Source organism: Paraburkholderia humisilvae, assembly GCF_902859855.1.
Classification (GTDB): Bacteria; Pseudomonadota; Gammaproteobacteria; order Burkholderiales; family Burkholderiaceae; genus Paraburkholderia; species Paraburkholderia humisilvae.
On the sequence record NZ_CADIKH010000025.1, the window covers coordinates 38698 to 56470 of the forward strand.

The window sequence follows — 17773 nt, forward strand, 5'->3', positions numbered from 1 at the left end:
CGCCGCCGTCACACGCGATGCGCTGGCGTGCCCTGCTGTGGCGTGCCTTGCGTGTCGGGCGCATTGACATTGACGGCGGCGATTCTGCGTCCCTTCGTTTCGGGCAGCAGCAGCGCGGCCAGCACGACGAGCCCATAGGCCGCGCCCGCATCGATGCCGAGCGCCGAGCCGATCGGCATCGAGTTGCCCATGTGGCCGACCAGCACCGGGAAGCCTGCGGATACGATGCGGCCGAAGTTGTAGCAGAAGCCGACGCCGGTGCCGCGCACGCCTTGCGGATAAAGCTCGTTGAACAGCGCGCCGAGGGTTGCTGGAATGCCTGCGGAGAAAAAGCCGAGCGGAAAGCTCAGCACGAGCATCGCGGTATCGCCGATCGGCAGGAACACGTACAGGTTCACCGTTACCGCGCAGCAGATCGCGAACAGGATCAGGTTTTTGCGGCGGCCGATGCGGTCCTGCAGCCACGCGCTCGCGAAGCAGCCGCAGATGAACGCCGCGATCACGACGGCCAGATAGCCGCCCGTGCCGAGCACCGACAGATGCCGTTCGGTTTTCAGGTAGGTGGGCAACCACGTGGTGATCGCGTGATAGCCGCCATGCGCGCCCAGCCCGATCAGCCCGCCGACGATCGTCGTGCGGATCACCGACCTGTCGAAGATGCCGACCACCGGCAGCTTCGCTTCGAGCTTGCGGTCAGTGGCGCTGGCGGCGTCGCGCGGCGGCTCGGGCAGGTTGCGGCGCGCGTACAGCACCAGCACCGCGGGCACGGCGCCAGCCGCGAACAGCACACGCCACGCCCATTCCGGCGACACCCACGAAAACACGATCGCATATAGCAGCACCGCGCCAGCCCAGCCGAAGCCCCACGCGCTCTGTACAATGCCGAGCGCCTTGCCGCGATGCTGCGCGCGGATCGTTTCGCTGAGCAGTACCGAGCCGGCGGTCCATTCGCCGCCGAAGCCGAGTCCTTGCAGCGATTTCAGCACGAGCAACTGCTCGTAGTTCTGCGCGCACGCGGAGAGCAGCGTGAACAGCGAAAACCACAGCACGGTGATCTGCAGCGCGCGCACGCGGCCGAAACGGTCCGACAGGATGCCGGCCAGCAGGCCGCCCAGTGCGCCCGCAACGAGCGTCGCGCCGCCGATCAGGCCCGCCTGTCCGTTGCCGATTCCCCAGGTGGCAATCAACGCGGGGATCACGAGACTGAACGCCTGCGTATCGACCGCATCGAGTGCCCAGCCGCCGAAGCAGGTCCATAACGTGCGCTTTTCCGTTGGCGAAATTTCCCGATACCAGTTCATCCTGTCTCCGTCTCCGGCGGGCCGCCTGCTTGCTGCGGTCCGGCATGGGCATTTTTAGCAGGGTAGCGACAGCGCCCGTTGCGTACCGGACACCCGTGCCAGGCATTCTAGGGACTCGAAGGATATCGTTGTATTATGAAAGTAATGAATATTCATATTACGGCGATATGGAAACGCGCAGCCTTAAATACTTTCTCGCGATCGCGGATGCGGGCAGCGTGACGCGCGCTGCTGAGGTGCTCGGCGTCGCTCAGCCCGCGTTGAGCCAGGCGCTGACGCGAATGGAAAAAGAGTGGGGCGTGAAGCTTTTCGAGCGCAGCCGGCGCGGCGCGGCATTGACGCCCGCGGGGCTCGCGATCGTCGACGATATCCGGCTTTCGGTCGCGCGCATCGATGCGGCGTCGCTGCGTGCGCACGCGATCGGCGCGGACCGCGCGGGGCGCCTCACCATCGGTTTCGCGTCCGCGGCGCTATTCGACGTGCTGCCACGCACGATTGCGGCACTGCGCGAAGCGGTGCCCGGCGTCGAACTGGTGTTGCGCGAGATGAGCAACGCGGAGCAGGTGAGCGCGCTGGAGAAGGGTGAGATCGACCTCGGCCTGCTGCATACGCCGGTGGCGGTCAGCGGCAAGATGAAGGAGAAGCTGATCGCGCGCGAGCGGCTGCTTGCGGTATTGCCGGATTCGTTCCCGCGCAACGCAGACGCGCCGGTGCGGCTGAGCGATCTCGCGCGGCACGGATTTGTCTGGTTTCCTCACGATCAGTTGCCGGTGATTCGCGCGGGTATTCTCAGCGCGTTTCGCCAGGCCGGTTGCGAGGTCGAGATCGTGCAGAACGCAAACCGGTCGCTGACGGTGCTCGCGTGTGTGGCCGCCGGCTGCGGCGTGTCGCTATTGCCGCGTTCGGTGCGCACGCTGCAGTTCAGCGGCGTGCGCTTATGCGAGATCGCCGATGGCGAAGCGCTGCCGCGTTTCGAGCTGAGCGCGATCTGGCCCGCACGTGCCCGGCCGACCCTGGCGGACCGCTTCGCGGCGCTGATCAGGCCTTATGAGCCCGAGTAGCCGTTCGGAGATGCTTTGATGGCCGTGCCGGCGATCCTGGCCGGTGTAAAACGTCAGTTGATAGCCGTGCATCGTTACCTCTTTGCGCGCATAGACGTACTGCGCGACGTACCGCTTGCGCTGCCTTCGCTGTCCTTCGGCGGTGCGTAGCGCGCCGGCTCGTGATGCAGATTGTCACGCGCATAGTCGATCGCGTCGATCAGTACCGGGGCGAGGTCCGCGACGCGCTCGCGCGTGATGCGCACTTCGACCCATTCGCGCATCGGCGATCGTCCGTAAGGCTGGAACGCGAACGCGTCGCCCCGTTCGACCAGCCGCTCGGCTTTCTCGGCCGGCAGCTTGATGCCAATGCCGCTGCCATACACGCAAAACGCCAGATGCGATCCGACGAAGGCGGCTGGACAGCCGAACATCGTGCCTTCGCGCACCGCGGGGTCAAGATGCCGAACGTGTGAGAACACCGCGTCGAACAGGCCCAGATCGTGCAGGAGTCGGGGAGCGGTTTTCATGGCGGTCTCCAATGCAATGCAAGCCGGTGCTCGTGTCGAGCCGGGGCGATCCACGACGCCTCGCGACACGGGCCGTCCTAGCGGTGTTTCGTGGATTCGTTGGGTTGCGCCGCGTCCGCGCCGAGCAACGCGAATTCGACGGGACAGCGTGTGTAGAAGAGGGTGACATCGCCTTGTCGCAGACGCTCGAGCAGCGTGTCGATGCGTGTTGCGTCGGCTGCGACGGTGACGGCGACCGGCTGATCGACCAGTTCGAAGAAACGGCCCGCGTGATACCTGCCATGCCGGTCGATGCTTTCGCTCGCTTCGATCACGGTGGCGCCGTGAATACCCGCCTTGGTGATTTCGTCCAGCACCCATTGGACGATCGTCATGCGATTGGTGCGGACGCTGCGGCTGTCCGCGTACACCGTCAGTTGGCTGCCTTTCATGGAAGGCTCTCCGAAGGACCCGAACGGATGCATCGCCGCGCAGCCGATGGCACTGCCGCGGTCGCGGTGCTCGTCGCAGATTACGCCTTGCGATCTGGCGAGACAAGCGGCGCGGTCAGCACGTGCCTGCCGGTTTGCTTCGCCTGTTTGGCCTGCTTATTGGGTTTCTTTACCAGGCTGACAGAAATTCACCCAGCACAGTCAGATAGAGCCGCGCTTCCTCGATGTTTGGAAAGTGCCCCGAGCGCTTCATTTCGATGAATTCCGCATCGGGGATACGATCCGCGCAAGCATGAGCGGGCTTACGTCAGATCGTGAAGCGCTTTGTTGATCGGCGCGCCGACCCGAAAGTCGTCGAACTCGACGACGAGGCCGCCGCGCTCAGGCGTACAGCACGTCGGCCCGACGAAATAGCTGGCCACGCGCGGGAACGGCGCGAGCCGCAGCAGCGGCCAGCGCGCGCCATCCACCGAGTACTGCACGCGCAATACGCCTTGGGCGACGCTTGCGCGCACCCAGAAGTCGCCAGCGCTGTCGATACGCGTACCGGTCGCCCAGTCGGACTGGCCGACGGTCAGCACGCTGCTGACCATCAATAGGCCGTCCGTCAACTCGACGCCGGCCTTCACCCATTGCGATGCGTCAATGCGCACCATCAGGCCGGCCTGGTCGTAGAGCGTTTCGAACTGGCCACGCACGTGGACCTGTGCGGTGAAATCGCCTGCGGTGCGCACTCCGTAGCAATGCCCGGAGTCGCGTGTGAAGCCGTAGTGGGTTTCGCGCCAGAAGTCGGTCGCGCGGTCGGTCGTCACGCGCAGGCGCTCGTCGGTCAGCGTCCAGTTCGCGGGCCGGTTCAGCCATTCGCATTGTTCAAACACATCCGTCTCCTGAGTGGCGGGCAGTCGCAAGCATAAGGCAATCATCGGCCGTGGTGCATGGCAGTTAACGCTGCGGATCATTGTGGGAACATAGGTTGCTCGATGCAGAATGCGTCGGCTCCGTTGCACGGCGCGCATCGAGCGATGCGATTTCGATCACGCGCTATTTCGCGCGACAGGAGGCACCATGCCGCTCAAGAGAGGAACCTCGAAGGAAACCGTCGGTGAGAACATCAAGACGGAAAAGAAGCACGGCAAACCGCAGAAGCAGGCGGTCGCGATTGCGTTAAATCAGGCCCGCAAGTCGGGCGCGAAGATTCCCAGGAAGGACGGGAAATGACCCACGACGGGCGATGCCATTGTCAGGTGTGCCTGAGCACTCGATTTCGTCACGTTCATAAATCGCATAGAGCCGAACGCTGACCCGTGTGCGCCGCATGCGTAGCCGTCTTCCTTCATATCCGCTTGCGGTCGGCTTTCTGGTAGCGCTTCCATATCGACTTCCACATTGCCTTCCGAGTCAATTGACATCGTAAACTTTAGACAATAAGGATTCCGTCTGATTTTTCAACTATATTGTTATGTCATGCTGATGACCGTAGAGATTTAATCATGTGCTGCCTATGGAAGGAATTTCCGTAGTCGCGCGAGCGAAATAGAAAGAGTTTCCGATAACACGATGCAGCGCAAAAAGATGCATGAAGCGGGACGCATACCGATTGAAATAACGTGTTTGCCGCATTAGGATGAGGTCCCCGGAGCAGCAGCCATGGACGCTCAAAGCCTTACCGGGTAAGGGTATCGTCAGATTAAACGGTGGCAGTCGCGGCTCATTCGGGCAGGCGGCGCAACCCATCGATCAGGAGACACGCATGCTAAGCCCCCATGAGTTTGCAACGCTCATGCTCGTCAAGCACGCCGAACAATCAATTGATTTTGACCAGGCCGATCTTCACACGCTCATCGAACGCAAGCTCGTTGAGTTCGAGGGCGGCGCCTTTTCATCCGAACAGCCGCGTATCACTGACCGCGGTCATGCCTTGCTCGCGCGTTTTCACGCGCTCCGATAAACCGATACGGAGGCGTTGCGCTCGCGTGAGCATCGTCTCCTCGATGAGGGTTTGCTAAATGACTAGTCTCTTCCCTGAGCAATTCGCTGACGCGCAGAAGGCCAATGTCGATGCGACGTACCGGTTTGCGACCGAGGTTTTCGGCACATTCGAAAAGCTGGTGAAACTGAATTTGCAAACGATGAAGACGTCGCTGGATGTACAGGCTGCGCGCTGGCAAAGCGCGCTGTCGGGCAACGGGGCGCAGGCATTGTTCGACGCGCCGCAAGGGGCGCAGACGTTGGCTGAACGGGTGGCCGCCTATAACCGTCAAGTGTTCGACATCCTGATGAATGCGCAAGCCGAACTCGCGCAGCTGGCGGGCGCTCAATACGAACGCCAGGCACGCAAGGTTCAGACCGGTGTCGACCAGGCGGCGAAGAGCGGACCGGTCGGGTCGGAGGCCGCGGTCGCCGCGCTGAACTCGATGATTCATGCGACCAACTCGTGGTACGACAGCCTGTACAAAACCGCGCGTCAGGCAGTTGAAACGGCGGAATCCAATATGAATGTGGTCGCGGAAGCGGCAAAGCGCACGCAGTCGGGTACGCCTCACGCGACATCCGGCAGGAAATAGCCGCGACGGGCACTGGCGGCTTATTAACGGCAACAGACAGCCATTGATGGCAATGCGGCGCGACTTGTCCAACCGCCGCGCGGCACACCCTGTGAATTCAACGAACCGCGTAGTAACCCGGACGCGATCCCCGCGTCCAGGCGCTTTTCAGGCCCGCTACCTCGCGGGCCTTTTTTTACGCTTGCCGCGTCGCGATCAGCCCCGCGGCACTAATGCATCGACGAGTGCGGATGCCGTTTGCCGCAACCGCTTCGGATCTTCGTACACGCGTTCCATCACCGCGATTCCGCGTGTCATCGTGATGATGATCGATGCCGCCTGTTGCGGTGGTATTGCGAGTTGCGCTCGCGCTTCCTTTGTATTCAGCACCTCGAACACCGTCGCTTCGAGCTCGTCGAGCATACCCTGCACCGCTTCACGCAGGCGCGGAGAATCCGGGTCGATCTCGACAGCGGTCTTGGTGGACAGGCAGCCGCGCGTGGGCGAACCCTGCGAGATCGAACGGATTGCAAACGTGAAGAATGAGACCAGCGCGTCGTGCAGGTCCGGCTTGTCGAGCGCCTTGCGCGCGTCCGCGATAAAACGGCCTGTGTAGCGCTCGAACACACGGACGAAAATCTCTTCCTTGTCGCCGTATGCGTTGTAGAGCGAGCCGCGCTGCACGCCGGTGGCCTCGGCGAGGTCGAGCATCGACGTCGAGCGGAAACCCTTGCGCCAGAACACCTCGAGCGCGTCGGCGAACGCGGTGTCTTCATCGAACTGTCGGACTCCTGCCATGACTTTCCTCTTGTGACTAACGGGTACACCTGTATTTTGACATCGTTGGCGAAAATGCGCAAAGCTCAATTTGCGTTGATCTGTGCGGCTTGGTCTGTCTGCAAAAGATTGCAAAGGTCTGGTTCGCGGATTAGTCGTCCCAGGCTGCGAACGCGAAATCCGTGTCCAGGTTTGCTCGCCTGTCGTGACCTCGTTGCGCATAAACAGGCACCCCGTCCACCGCATAGGGGGCGATCTTCCGGTTCCATCCGGTGCCGGCGGCCGAAAACGGCTGCTCGATGACGGGTAGCAAAAACGACCGCTTCCCGTCGGGTCGCGGCCGTTCCTCGCAGCAAGGGCGAGTTAGCAGGAGCGCGGCGTTTTACCGGTTATTTGACGAATCACGCGAGCCATCTCTTGATGGACGCGGCCATCGTGCCCGTCGAGATGCCATATCGGTCGTGCAGCGTGGGTAGTGCGCCCGCGTCGAGGAACGCGTCGGGCAACGCGATCTGCCGGAACGGCGGCGTGACGCCTGCGGCGAGCAGCGTGCGCGCCACTGCTTCGCCGAGGCCGCCGATCACCGTATGGTTCTCGGCGACGATCACCATGCGACCGGTGCGTTGCGCTTCGCGCAGGAGGGTTGCCGTATCGAGCGGCTTGACAGTCGGCACATGCAGCACGCCGACGCCGATGTTGTCCGCCTCCAGCGCCTGCGCGACTTCGAGCGAGCGCATCGTCATGATCCCGGACGAGATCAGCAGCACGTCGTTGCCGTCGCGCAGCAGCTTTGCCTTGCCGAGTTCGAAGCGGTAGTCGTATTCATCGAGCACGGCGGGCACGTTACCGCGCAACAGGCGCGCATACACGGGCCCTTTGTGCGCTGCGATTGCCGGAACCATCTGCTCGATGTCGAGCGCGTCGCACGGATCGATGACGGTCATGTTCGGCATCGCGCGCATCAGCGCGATGTCTTCGGCGGCCTGATGGCTCGGACCATAGCCGGTCGTGAGGCCCGGTAGCGCACAGACGATCTTCACATCGAGATTATCTTCGGCGATTGTCTGATGGATGAAGTCGTATGCGCGGCGCGTGGCGAACACCGCATACGTCGTCACGAACGGCTGTGCGCCTTCATGCGCCAGCCCCGCGGCCGCGCCCATCAGCAGTTGCTCGGCCATGCCCATCTGGTAGTAGCGCCCGGGGAATTCCTTCGCGAAGATATGCAGGTCGGTGTATTTGCTGAGATCGGCCGTCATGCCGATCACGTTGGTCTTCGTGCGGGCGAGTTCTGTAAGCGCGTGGCCAAACGGCGCGGAGCGCGTGAGCTGGCCTTCGCTCGCGATCGACGCGATCATCGCCGAGGTTTTCAGACGCGGCTTCTTTGCAACGGTGCTCATGCTTGTCTCCCGGCTTCGAGTGCATCGAGCGCGAGCTGCCACTCGTGCGCGTCGACGCGGATGAAATGGTTCTTCTCGCGTTCTTCGAGGAACGGCACGCCGCAGCCCATCTTCGTATCGCAGACGATGATGCGCGGTTGCCGCTTGTCATGGTCACGGGCGTTGTCGAACGCGCGCTTGACGGCATCGATATTGTTGCCTTTTACGCGCTGCGTGTACCAGCCAAATGCCTCGAGTTTTTCGACGAGCGGCTCGAACGCCATGATCTGCGTCGACGGGCCGTCGGCCTGCTGGTTGTTCACATCGACCATCGCGATCAGGTTGTCGAGCTTCCAGTGCGCGGCGGACATCAGGCCTTCCCAGATCGCGCCTTCGTCGAGTTCGCCGTCCGAGAAGAGCGTGTAGACGAACGCGTTCGAGCCTTTGCGCTTCAGACCGAGGCAGCGCCCTACGGCGATCGTCAGGCCTTGGCCCAGCGAGCCGCCGGACATTTCCATGCCGGGCGTATAGCTGGCCATGCCGGACATCGGCAGGCGGCTGTCGTCGCTGCCATAGGTTTCGAGTTCGTCGGCGGGCAGAATGCCGGCCTCGAAGAGCGCCGCATATAGCGCAATCGCGTAGTGGCCGTTCGACAGCAGGAAGCGGTCGCGTCCCTCCCATTCGGGCTCCTGCGGGCGGTAACGCATCGCGCCGAAGTACGCGACGGCGAGAACGTCCGCGATATCGAGTGCCTGGCCGATATAGCCCTGGCCCTGCACCTCGCCCATCAGTAGCGCGTTTCTGCGGATCCGGTACGCGCGCTCGGCGAGCGACACGTCCTCGGTAATGATTTCGCTGTCCATGTATTGCTCCTTTGATATCGAATGAATCCTGCTACGTCACCGGTTGACAGATCGGGCCGGGACCAGGAACACGAGCGTGGCGCCCAGCACCACCGCCACAGAGATGAAAATGAGGCCCGCCGTCGACTTGCCCGTCAGATCGTTGAGCCAGCCGACGATCGCCGGAGAGAAGAATCCCGCCAGATTGGCAAAGCAGTTCACGGCGGCGATGCCCGCGGCGGCCGATACGCCGCCCAGCAGTGCGGTCGGCAGCGACCAGAACTGCGAAGACGATGCGAGGATGCCGGCGGCGGCAACGCTCAGGCAGACAATCGACGCTGCTACGCTGCCCAACGCAGGCAAGGTTGCAAAACCCGCCGCGGCGATCAGCATCGGAATCGCGAGGTGGAAGCGGCGCTCGCGAAGGCGGTCCGCGCTCATGCCGATCAGCGGCAACGCGACGATCGCGCACAGATACGGAATGGCGGTGAAAATGCCGACCCATAGCGGATCCGATACACCCGCCTTGCGGATAATGGTCGGTAGCCAGAACGTCAGACCGTACTGGCCGAGCACGACACAGAAGTAGATCGCGGCCATTAGCCAGAGACGGCGGTCGCCGATAAACGCTTTGATCGACAGGTGGGCCGTCTTGTGCGCGTTGTCTCCGGCGACATGGCGGGCGAGCAGCGCTTTTTCGGAGTCGCTGAGCCACTTTGCCTGCGCGATGCTGTCGTCGAGGTACAGCAGGATCACGATGCCGAGCACCAGCGACGGCACGGCTTCGAGCAGGAACAGCCACTTCCATCCGGCCATCGACATCGCGCCCTGCAGCGAATGCATGATCAAGCCTGATAGCGGGCCGCCAATGATGCCCGCGAGCGGAATCGCCATGAAAAACAGCGACAGCGCTTTCGCGCGGCGCGCCGATGGATACCAGTAGGTCAAGTACAGGATCACGCCCGGCGCGAACCCTGCTTCGGCAACGCCGAGCAGGAACCGCAGCGTGTAGAAGAGCGCGGGCGATCTGACGAACACGAAGCTGGCGGAGATCACAGCCCACGTGAGCATGATCCGCGCAAGCCATCTGCGCGCTCCGACTTTGTGGAGAATGAGATTGCTCGGGACTTCGAACAGAAAATAGCCGAGAAAGAAGATACCCGCGCCCATGCCGTAGACGGTCTCGCTAAAGCGCAGGTCGTTCAGCATCTGCAGTTTCGCGAAGCCGACGTTGACGCGATCGAGGTACGCGCCGAGGTAGCACAGCATCAGAAAGGGGATCAGTCGCCGGCTGACCTTGGCATAGGTTCGGCTTTCGAATGTCGGCGAGTCGCTGCGGGGGATGGCATCGCCAGCGATGGGCGGCGCGGTGTATCGGGATCTCATTGGGTGTCTCCTGCTGCGGCCCCGTGTTGTCCCGGGTGCCTCGGAACGCATGCCGCGCGAGCGCGGCTTTTTTTGCCGGTCAGCGCCAATGACGCCGACGAGCGTCAATGAATGAGCATGCCGCCGTTCACGTCGAGTGTGATGCCAGTCAGGTAGGTCGACAGGTCGCTCACCAGAAAGAGGCAGGCGTTTGCGACATCGGCGGCATCGCCGAGCCGTCCGAGCGGGATGCCTTTGATGATGTCGGCGCGCATCTCCGGTGTCAGTTTGCCGCCCGTGATGTCGGTCTGGATAAGACCGGGTGTGATGGAGTTGACGCGGATGTCATCCGCGCCGAATTCGCGCGCCATCGCTTTGGCGAGCCCCAGCACGCCCGCTTTGGCGGCGCTGTAGTGAGGCCCGCCGAAGATGCCGCCGCCGCGTTGCGCGGAAACGGACGACATGCAAACGATGCTGCCGCCTTTCTGGTCCTTCATCGCCGGAATCACGGCCTGCGACATATAGAGCGTGCCGCGCAGGTTGACGTCGACAATTGCATCGAAGTCCTTTCCATCTATTTCGAGGGTGCGAACTGGCTGGGTGATGCCCGCATTGTTGATAAGGCCGTCGATACGGCCGTACCGTTCGAGTGTTGCACGCGCGGCGGACACACAGGCTGCCTTGTCGGTGACGTCGCAGGCGAGGCCGAGGTGTCCGGGGCCGAGATCGGCGGCGGCGGCCTGCGCGTCTTCCTTGCGCAGGTCGACGATCACGACACGTGCGCCCTGTTGGGCAAGCGCCTTCGCGGTCGCCTTGCCGATACCGCGCGGCGATGCCGCGCCCGTCACCACAATGATCCTGTTCTCGAGCAACATCGGTTGTCTCCTGAGCGTTGATGTATGCCTGTAGTGTCGGCGTACCGGGCAGCGGCATCAACGCGGAAACGTTCAACCATGGCTGAGAAAAATTCAGGTGGGCGCGGCCGCCTCCCGCTCGATCCACGCGAGGAACCGTTCGACGCGCGGCAATTCGGCGTTTTGCATCGGGTAAACGAGGTGATGCGCACCGACTTCAACGGAGTACGTATCGTTGAAAACAGGCACCAGCAGGCCGTCCCTGATTTTTACCGACGCGAGCATCAGGCTCTCGAGCGCAATGCCGAGGCCGAGCGCCGCCGTCTCGATCGACATGTACGAGCGGTCGAACGAAAAGTCGAATGTCTTCTGCTTCGCGGACACGCCCGTTCTGCCAAACCATTGCTTCCATTGCACGAGCGGCGTTTCCGAATAGATCAGACGATGCGTCAGCAGATCTTCCGGAGTCTCGACAGGATGCCGCTCAAGATAGCCCGGCGAAGCCAGCGGGGCAATGAATTCGCTGCGCACGGTCCGGACTTCCAGGTTGCTCCAGTTGCCGTAGCCGTGCCGGATGTCGATGTCGTAATAGCCGTTCGAAAAGGAAACACTCTCGTACGAGCAGGCCAGATTGAGCTGGATATCGTCGTTTGCCGCCTGAAACGAAGACAGCCTCGGAAGCAGCCACATGAGTCCGAAGCTCGGGCTTGAATGCACCCGCAAAATGTCGACCTCCTTGCGGCTGGACGCGCGCTCCGTTGCGCGGCTCAGATCGGCCAGCGATCCTGTTACGTCGGCGAGGTATCGCTCGCCGGTCGGTGTCAGCACGAGACCGCGCCCCGCTCGCTGGAATAGCGACTGGCCGATGATCGATTCGAGATTGCTGAGTTGATGGCTCACGGCCGAAGCGGTCAGGCCCAATTCTTCCGCCGCGCGATTCACGCTTTTGGTTCTGGCTACGCTCTCGAACGCGATGATGGCCTTAAGCGGTGGAATACGCATAGTGAAATTTTTTTCAGTTGCAGTTGAATGAAACCGGCTTGTTCGCACGTCATCTGCACTGCCATTCTGTCGACAACCCGCACACATCGCTTGTAGCCAATACGGCGGTGGTCGCGATGCGGAAGGTCGGGTGTGCTTCTCACGTCCACCGGCATACCAACTTGGCGCATTGCACAACTGCGCAGGAGACAGACATGCATTATCCGTTTTTCCCTCCTGAAGGGCGATCGTTTCTCGTCACCTGACGAGCAAGGCACGGTCCAGATTCCCTGATTCATTGAGTTTGCGATGGACGCCGTGCCATCGGGTGCGACGGGTACGTCGCATCGGCTCCGCGTGTTGGCTGCGGCGCGTGAAACGTGTATCGCCACAGGAGATTCGACATGGTTCAACAGCCGTACGTGTTGTCGGCGCGCTCGATCGTCAAGCGCTTCGGCCCGACGAGTGTGCTAAGAGGATTCGATCTGTCGATCGCGCCAGGCGAGGTGCATGCGTTCCTCGGTGGCAACGGCGCGGGCAAGTCGACGCTCATCAAGATTATTTCCGGCCAGCATGAGCGCGATGGCGGCACGCTCGAATTCGACGGCAACGAGATCGGCGCTTCCGCCGCCGCATATGTCGAGGCGGGTGCGATCGCGGTGGTGAACCAGGAGCTTGCGTTGCTGCCGCATCTGTCGGTTGCGGAAAACATCGCGATGCCGCGCTTGCGGCGCGCCATGCGGAAATACAGCGAGCGCGCGGCGAAAGCCGTCGCAGTCGAAGCGCTCTCATTGATCGATCCGCATTTCGCGCGTGAATCGGCTGAGCGCGTGGTGGGCGACCTGACGCTGCATGAGCGGCAACTTGTCGAGATCGCGCGTTCGCTCGGCTCGGGCGCGAGGCTGCTGCTGCTCGACGAACCCACCGCGAATCTCACGGCAGCCGAAACCGCACGCCTCTTTGCGGTCATCCGAAGGTTGATCGCGGACACGAAGCTTGCGGTGCTGTTCGTCTCGCACCGGATGCGCGAAATCCGTCAGATCGCCGACGTCTGCACGATCATCCGCGATGGCAAGACGGCCGTGGACCGCGTGGCGCTCGACGCGATCAGCGACCGCGAAATCGTCGAATGCATGGGACAAAGCGTCGAACCTGACGAGCAATCTGACGCGATAGCCGCGCATGCAACGCAGACGCAGGAAGGCAGTGACGTGCGCGCGAAGTTCAGCGTCAGCGAAGGGAACACGATCACGATCGAACACGAAGGCATCAGCGTGGCCATTCGCCCGGGTTCGATCGTGGGGCTGGCGGGTGCGCCGACCGGGCCGTCCGCGCTGATTACCGCTTTGACGGGACTCGCAGCCGATCACGCATGGCACGTCAAGCGCAATGGCGCGACGGTGGCCTACACGAGTCCGTCGGCTGCGGCGCGCGATGGCGTCGGCTTTATCTCGGGCGACCGCGCGAACAAAGGGATTCTCGAAACACTGCCGATCGTCGATAACCTGGTGGCGGCGCAACGCATCGTCGAACGGCGCGGCGTTGCACGCAAAAAGGAAGTGCAACAAGGCACGCGCCTGCTCGAAGCGCTGAACGTTCGCGCGGGCTCGCTGTGGGACTTGCCTTCGACCTTGAGCGGTGGCACGCAGCAGAAGCTGCTCGTGGCGAGGTGGCTGACGCTCAAGCCGAAGCTTCTGGTGCTGGAAGAGCCCACGCGCGGTGTCGATATCCGCACCAAGCGCGAGATCTACGCACTGATTCGCAAGATGGCCGCGCAAGGCACCGCCGTGATCTGGTGGTCGACCGAGTATGTCGAGCTTGTCGAACTGTGCGACACGGTGCTCGCCTTCGATCTGGACGGGCGCCCGACGGGGGTGCTGCGCCATGCCGACGTCGACGAAACCAGGCTGGCCAACGCGACCGGCATGGCGGCGTGAAGACGTCACTGAGAACGTCACTGAGAACGCCGCTGGAAACGCCGCTGAAAACGCGATGAACGCCTAACGCATCACCCAAGTATTCCAATCTGGAGACAACCATGAAGACCGTCACCCACCCGCTCGCAAGCGAGGGACGTCAGCCGGGCAGGACAGGCCGACGCTTGCTGTCGACGTACCGCACCGAGATTGCGATCGCGATCGCCATCATCGTGATCGAACTGGCCGTCGGCATGGTCGTGCCTGCCGCGCTCTCGGGCGGCAACATCGCGAACGTCACGCAGGCGGCGGCGCCCCTCGTTCTGATGGCATTCGGCGTGTTGCTCGTGATCATCACCGGTGGCATCGACCTCTCGGTCGGTTCGGTGTTTTCGTTGACGGGCATGGTCACGGGGCTCGCCATGGCGCATGGCTTCGGCGCGATGGCCAGCAGTCTTGCGGGTCTTTCCGTCGGTCTCGTCATCGGCCTGATCAACGGCGCGCTCGTCACGTTCGTCGGACTCGCGCCATTCGTCGTCACGCTGAGCACCTATGCGATCGCGGGAAGTCTGTCGTTCATCGTGACGGACGGGCACTCGTTGCCGATCTCCGATCCCAACTACTACCTGCTCAACTCCGGCACGCTCATTCCGGGTTTGCCGAACTATGCGTTGTGGTGCGTGTTGCTGCTCGTCGCGATCGAGTTCTGTCTGCGCAAGGTTGTTGCAGGGCGCTGGCTGTATGCCGTCGGCAGCAGCAGTTCGTCGGCGCGCGTGATCGGTATTCCCGTCAATCGCGTGCGGCTGTCCGCGTATCTGCTGTCGGGGCTTCTGGCTTCGTTCGCGGGCATCGTCAGCATCTCGTACATCAGCAATGCGGAGGCAACGGCGGGTTCGAGCCTCATGTTGCAGGCGATCGCGGCCGTCGTGATCGGTGGTGCGAGCCTCTTCGGCGGCACAGGGTCCGCAATCGGCGCACTACTTGGCGCGCTGATGATCACGATTATTCAGAACGGCGCAAACCTGATCGGTGTGAATAGCTTCTGGCAAGGCACCGTGACGGGGATCGTCATTCTTATCGCGGTGCTCGTCGACCGCATCACCAAAGCACGGCGCTAAGCCGCGTCGAACACGGTTCAAGGAGACAAAGATGATGAAGATCGCAACGCAAAAGCAGGGCGGCTCGCGCAAGCCATTCGGCCCGTGGATCGCGGCGGCCGTACTGATCGCCGCCGCGATGGCGCCGCAAGCGTCGTTCGCGCAGGCGAAGCAGACGGTTGCCTATATCGCGCCTTCGCTCGATATTTCGTACTGGCAATGGGTTGCCTATGGCGTCAAGCAGCGCGCGAAAGAACTCGGCATGAACTACGTCGAGTTCACGTCGGAGAATTCGCCGGCCAAGCAGATGGACAATGTGCGCACGGCACTCACGCGCGGTGTCAGCGCGATTGTGATGGGGCCGGTCAGTTCGACCAGTACGCCGCCCGTGTTGCGCTTGCTGAAGGAGAAATCCGTGCCGATCGCGTTCACAGGAATCGGGCCGCAGGCGGGGCAGACCGATTTCACGTCGGCCGTCACCGCGAACAACTATGAAACCGGCAAGATCCAGGGCGCCTATGTTTGCAGGCTGGCGAAGGAGCGCGGCGGCAACAAGGTCGCGATGCTGTCACTGCCGCAGGACCGGGAGAATGCGCAGAAGTACATGAAGGGGGCGCAGGAGTCGTTCAAGGCCGATGGCTGCGAGCTCGTGCAGGTACTGGAAACACACGGCCTGACCGTCAACGAGGCGGTCTCGCAAGCCAACGACATTCTCACCGCGCACCCCGACGTGAAGGCGATTTACGGCATGTACGATGAAGCCGCCACGGGCGCGGCTAAAGCGTTGCAAACGCGTGGCCTCACGGGGAAAGTCGCCGTCGTGACGGCCGACGGCAGCCCGACGACGATCCGGCTGCTGCGCGATGGCGCGATTCAGGGCATCTTCCTGCAGGAAGCGGTTGGGCAAGGCATCGATGCGACGAGCCAGGTGTTCAATGCGCTCAACCACAAGCCGACGACTCAGGAACTGGCGCTGAAGGAGCCGCTCGTCACGAAGGACACGATCGATCAGCCCGATGCGCAGGCCACGGTGAAGCGTGTGTATCCGCCTTCGGCTGGCAACTACTGAGTATCGAACTGATGGGTGAGCCGTCCGCTTGTACATGGGCGGCACTTCGTTTTGAATGAATTAACGGGACCGGAGACATCGTGGACACCTTTCCCATTATCGACCCGCACCATCACCTTTACGATCTCAAGACCGGGAATTATCCGTGGTTGCAGGGCCCGATGCTCAAGCGGGTATTCGGCGACTACTCGGCGATACGTCATGACTATCTCATCGACGACTTTCTGGCCGATATCAGGAATCAGAACGTGGTGAAGACCGTGCATCTTCAGGTCGAATACGATCATCACGATCCTGTCGCCGAAACACGCTGGCTGCAACGCGTGGCGGACCGGCACGGCTATCCGCATGGCATCGTGGCGTTTGCGGACCTCTCTTCGCCTGATGTGCAGGCCGTGATCGAAGCGCATTGCGAATTTCCGAATGTACGCGGCATTCGTCAATGTCTGAATTTCCATCGCGACCCGGTGAAGACATTCATCGACAGTCCGCATCTCATCAGCGATAGTCAGTGGCGCCGCGGATACGCACTGCTCGAACGCTACGACCTGTCGTTCGACCTGCAGCTTTACTACACGCAGATGGAGGAGGCCGTCGCGCTGGCGCGCGATTTCCCCGATACGTCGATCGTGCTGAACCACACAGGTATGCCTGTCGATCGCGCGCCGGAAGAAATCGAAGGATGGCGCAAAGCGATGAAGCTGCTGGCGTCGGTGCCCAATGTGTCATGCAAGATTTCCGGGCTGGGCATGGGTGACTGGAAATGGACCGTCGATAGTATTCGCCCGTTCGTGCTCGATGCGATCGATGTGTTCGGTGTGGAGCGCTGCATGTTCGCGAGCAACTTTCCTGTCGACAAGCTGTTCAGCAGCTACGACGCCGTGTTCAACGCGTTCAAAGTGGTTACAAAAGAATTTTCATTGCAGGAACGGTGTGCGTTGTTCCATGACAATGCGCAGCGCGTGTATCAACTCTAATACCAGGTATCGACGGTCGACCGGGGCGCCTTGTCGGCCGTTGCATGCCTTGCCTTGTCGGCCGTTGCATGCCTTAAGTGGTGGCGCGCCCGCGCGAAGCTGGCGCGCCACTTATTGCTTGTACGGCTACTACGGGTTGAAGCACCTGTGCGCTGTTTCAACCGTGATCGCGACGCAGTGAGTTCGCGTTATTCGCCATTGCGCAGCGTATCGCCGGTGCCGCCGGGCGAAGTGCCCGGCGACATGTTCGGCGCCATGCCGCTGTTGCCCGGCACCATGCCGCGGTTCATCGACGGTTGCTGTGGGGATGCGCCGGTGCCTGTACCGACACCGCCGGTGCCCGTTACACCAGGGCTGCCGTAGCCGCTATTCGAATTCATCCCCGGGTTGCTCATCCCGCCATTGACGCCGGTGCCCGGTGTTGCGACGCCGCCTGCGCCGCCCGTCGTGCCGCCGCCAGCACCGACACCGGTGCCGCCCCCACCTGTGCCACCCGCACCGCCGGCGCCCGCTTGAGCAAAGACGCCGCCAGACAGTGTCATCACCAGCGCTGATGCAAGAAGCTTCTTCACAGTGCTTTTCATCGTCGGATCCTCCGGGAAGGGTTCATAAACGCGAGCGGTTGTTGCTCGTCTCGCCTTTCATCGCGCAAACGCTGTGCCGCGTGCTGG

The 17773-nt window shown here is 62.2% G+C and carries 19 protein-coding genes; 8 read left to right on the forward strand and 11 right to left on the reverse strand.

Going from position 1 to position 17773, the window contains the following annotated elements; translation table 11 throughout:
* Positions 1-8 precede the first annotated feature (8 nt).
* Complete coding sequence (locus tag HV796_RS24405; protein ID WP_175229075.1) at positions 9-1301, reverse strand: MFS transporter; 1293 nt, start codon at positions 1299-1301, stop codon at positions 9-11.
* A gap of 167 nt (positions 1302-1468) precedes the next feature.
* Here HV796_RS24405 and HV796_RS24410 point away from each other — a divergent pair, with 167 nt between their 5' ends.
* Positions 1469-2362, forward strand: coding sequence for a LysR family transcriptional regulator (locus HV796_RS24410; protein WP_175229076.1), 894 nt, complete (start codon positions 1469-1471; stop codon positions 2360-2362).
* A gap of 74 nt (positions 2363-2436) precedes the next feature.
* Here the strand turns inward: HV796_RS24410 and HV796_RS24415 are convergent, their stop codons facing one another.
* The 3 genes from HV796_RS24415 to HV796_RS24425 form a co-directional block, all read right to left on the reverse strand.
* On the reverse strand, positions 2437-2871 hold the full coding sequence (locus HV796_RS24415) for a hypothetical protein (protein WP_246356020.1): 435 nt from the start codon (positions 2869-2871) through the stop codon (positions 2437-2439).
* Between the two features lie 77 nt (positions 2872-2948).
* On the reverse strand, positions 2949-3302 hold the full coding sequence (locus HV796_RS24420; RefSeq protein WP_175229077.1) for a DUF190 domain-containing protein: 354 nt from the start codon (positions 3300-3302) through the stop codon (positions 2949-2951).
* A 302-nt stretch (positions 3303-3604) separates the two neighbouring features.
* Complete coding sequence (locus HV796_RS24425) at positions 3605-4180, reverse strand: DUF1349 domain-containing protein (RefSeq protein ID WP_175229078.1); 576 nt, start codon at positions 4178-4180, stop codon at positions 3605-3607.
* A 187-nt stretch (positions 4181-4367) separates the two neighbouring features.
* On the opposite strand from HV796_RS24425, the gene HV796_RS24430 reads away from it, so the two are divergent.
* From HV796_RS24430 to phaP, 3 genes are all read left to right on the forward strand, one after another.
* Complete coding sequence (locus tag HV796_RS24430) at positions 4368-4520, forward strand: DUF6496 domain-containing protein (RefSeq protein ID WP_175229079.1); 153 nt, start codon at positions 4368-4370, stop codon at positions 4518-4520.
* A gap of 532 nt (positions 4521-5052) precedes the next feature.
* Positions 5053-5250: a hypothetical protein gene (locus HV796_RS24435; protein ID WP_175229080.1), complete on the forward strand. Its 198-nt coding sequence runs from the start codon at positions 5053-5055 to the stop codon at positions 5248-5250.
* Positions 5251-5308: 58 nt separating this feature from the next.
* Positions 5309-5866, forward strand: coding sequence for a TIGR01841 family phasin (gene phaP, locus HV796_RS24440; RefSeq protein ID WP_175229081.1), 558 nt, complete (start codon positions 5309-5311; stop codon positions 5864-5866).
* 195 nt (positions 5867-6061) lie between these two features.
* Here the strand turns inward: phaP and HV796_RS24445 are convergent, their stop codons facing one another.
* The 6 genes from HV796_RS24445 to HV796_RS24470 form a co-directional block, all read right to left on the reverse strand.
* Positions 6062-6643 (reverse strand): TetR/AcrR family transcriptional regulator, encoded by a 582-nt coding sequence (locus tag HV796_RS24445; protein ID WP_175229082.1) that lies wholly within the window; start codon positions 6641-6643, stop codon positions 6062-6064.
* Between the two features lie 380 nt (positions 6644-7023).
* On the reverse strand, positions 7024-8022 hold the full coding sequence (locus HV796_RS24450) for a transketolase family protein (protein ID WP_175229083.1): 999 nt from the start codon (positions 8020-8022) through the stop codon (positions 7024-7026).
* Positions 8019-8864, reverse strand: coding sequence for a transketolase (locus HV796_RS24455; protein WP_175229084.1), 846 nt, complete (start codon positions 8862-8864; stop codon positions 8019-8021). The genes HV796_RS24450 and HV796_RS24455 overlap by 4 nt, the downstream gene beginning before the upstream one ends.
* A 36-nt stretch (positions 8865-8900) precedes the next feature.
* The gene (locus HV796_RS24460) at positions 8901-10229 is read right to left on the reverse strand and encodes an MFS transporter (protein WP_175229085.1); all 1329 of its coding nucleotides are present in this window, start codon (positions 10227-10229) and stop codon (positions 8901-8903) included.
* A gap of 104 nt (positions 10230-10333) precedes the next feature.
* Positions 10334-11083, reverse strand: a complete 750-nt coding sequence (locus HV796_RS24465) for an SDR family NAD(P)-dependent oxidoreductase (protein WP_175229086.1) — start codon at positions 11081-11083, stop codon at positions 10334-10336.
* A 93-nt stretch (positions 11084-11176) separates the two neighbouring features.
* Positions 11177-12064 (reverse strand): LysR substrate-binding domain-containing protein, encoded by an 888-nt coding sequence (locus HV796_RS24470; protein WP_175229087.1) that lies wholly within the window; start codon positions 12062-12064, stop codon positions 11177-11179.
* A gap of 383 nt (positions 12065-12447) precedes the next feature.
* Here HV796_RS24470 and HV796_RS24475 point away from each other — a divergent pair, with 383 nt between their 5' ends.
* The 4 genes from HV796_RS24475 (at position 12448) to HV796_RS24490 (ending at position 17102) form a co-directional block, all read left to right on the forward strand.
* Positions 12448-13980: a sugar ABC transporter ATP-binding protein gene (locus HV796_RS24475; RefSeq protein WP_175229088.1), complete on the forward strand. Its 1533-nt coding sequence runs from the start codon at positions 12448-12450 to the stop codon at positions 13978-13980.
* Positions 13981-14081: 101 nt separating this feature from the next.
* A complete protein-coding gene (locus HV796_RS24480) occupies positions 14082-15077 on the forward strand; it encodes an ABC transporter permease (protein WP_175229089.1) in 996 nt (331 codons plus the stop codon).
* Between the two features lie 31 nt (positions 15078-15108).
* Positions 15109-16125, forward strand: coding sequence for a substrate-binding domain-containing protein (locus tag HV796_RS24485; RefSeq protein WP_246356021.1), 1017 nt, complete (start codon positions 15109-15111; stop codon positions 16123-16125).
* Positions 16126-16205: 80 nt separating this feature from the next.
* Positions 16206-17102: an amidohydrolase family protein gene (locus HV796_RS24490; protein WP_175229090.1), complete on the forward strand. Its 897-nt coding sequence runs from the start codon at positions 16206-16208 to the stop codon at positions 17100-17102.
* 188 nt (positions 17103-17290) lie between these two features.
* Here HV796_RS24490 and HV796_RS24495 read toward each other — a convergent pair whose 3' ends face one another.
* Positions 17291-17686: a hypothetical protein gene (locus HV796_RS24495; protein ID WP_175229091.1), complete on the reverse strand. Its 396-nt coding sequence runs from the start codon at positions 17684-17686 to the stop codon at positions 17291-17293.
* Positions 17687-17773: the final 87 nt, after the last annotated feature.

Coding starts and splice junctions, on each gene's coding strand:
- HV796_RS24405 (WP_175229075.1), bottom strand. CDS start 1,301: ATGAACTGGTATCGGGAAATTTCGCCAACGGAAAAGCGCACGTTATGG.
- HV796_RS24410 (WP_175229076.1), top strand. CDS start 1,469: ATGGAAACGCGCAGCCTTAAATACTTTCTCGCGATCGCGGATGCGGGC.
- HV796_RS24415 (WP_246356020.1), bottom strand. CDS start 2,871: ATGAAAACCGCTCCCCGACTCCTGCACGATCTGGGCCTGTTCGACGCG.
- HV796_RS24420 (WP_175229077.1), bottom strand. CDS start 3,302: ATGAAAGGCAGCCAACTGACGGTGTACGCGGACAGCCGCAGCGTCCGC.
- HV796_RS24430 (WP_175229079.1), top strand. CDS start 4,368: ATGCCGCTCAAGAGAGGAACCTCGAAGGAAACCGTCGGTGAGAACATC.
- HV796_RS24435 (WP_175229080.1), top strand. CDS start 5,053: ATGCTAAGCCCCCATGAGTTTGCAACGCTCATGCTCGTCAAGCACGCC.
- phaP (WP_175229081.1), top strand. CDS start 5,309: ATGACTAGTCTCTTCCCTGAGCAATTCGCTGACGCGCAGAAGGCCAAT.
- HV796_RS24445 (WP_175229082.1), bottom strand. CDS start 6,643: ATGGCAGGAGTCCGACAGTTCGATGAAGACACCGCGTTCGCCGACGCG.
- HV796_RS24450 (WP_175229083.1), bottom strand. CDS start 8,022: ATGAGCACCGTTGCAAAGAAGCCGCGTCTGAAAACCTCGGCGATGATC.
- HV796_RS24455 (WP_175229084.1), bottom strand. CDS start 8,864: ATGGACAGCGAAATCATTACCGAGGACGTGTCGCTCGCCGAGCGCGCG.
- HV796_RS24460 (WP_175229085.1), bottom strand. CDS start 10,229: ATGAGATCCCGATACACCGCGCCGCCCATCGCTGGCGATGCCATCCCC.
- HV796_RS24465 (WP_175229086.1), bottom strand. CDS start 11,083: ATGTTGCTCGAGAACAGGATCATTGTGGTGACGGGCGCGGCATCGCCG.
- HV796_RS24470 (WP_175229087.1), bottom strand. CDS start 12,064: ATGCGTATTCCACCGCTTAAGGCCATCATCGCGTTCGAGAGCGTAGCC.
- HV796_RS24475 (WP_175229088.1), top strand. CDS start 12,448: ATGGTTCAACAGCCGTACGTGTTGTCGGCGCGCTCGATCGTCAAGCGC.
- HV796_RS24480 (WP_175229089.1), top strand. CDS start 14,082: ATGAAGACCGTCACCCACCCGCTCGCAAGCGAGGGACGTCAGCCGGGC.
- HV796_RS24485 (WP_246356021.1), top strand. CDS start 15,109: ATGATGAAGATCGCAACGCAAAAGCAGGGCGGCTCGCGCAAGCCATTC.
- HV796_RS24495 (WP_175229091.1), bottom strand. CDS start 17,686: ATGAAAAGCACTGTGAAGAAGCTTCTTGCATCAGCGCTGGTGATGACA.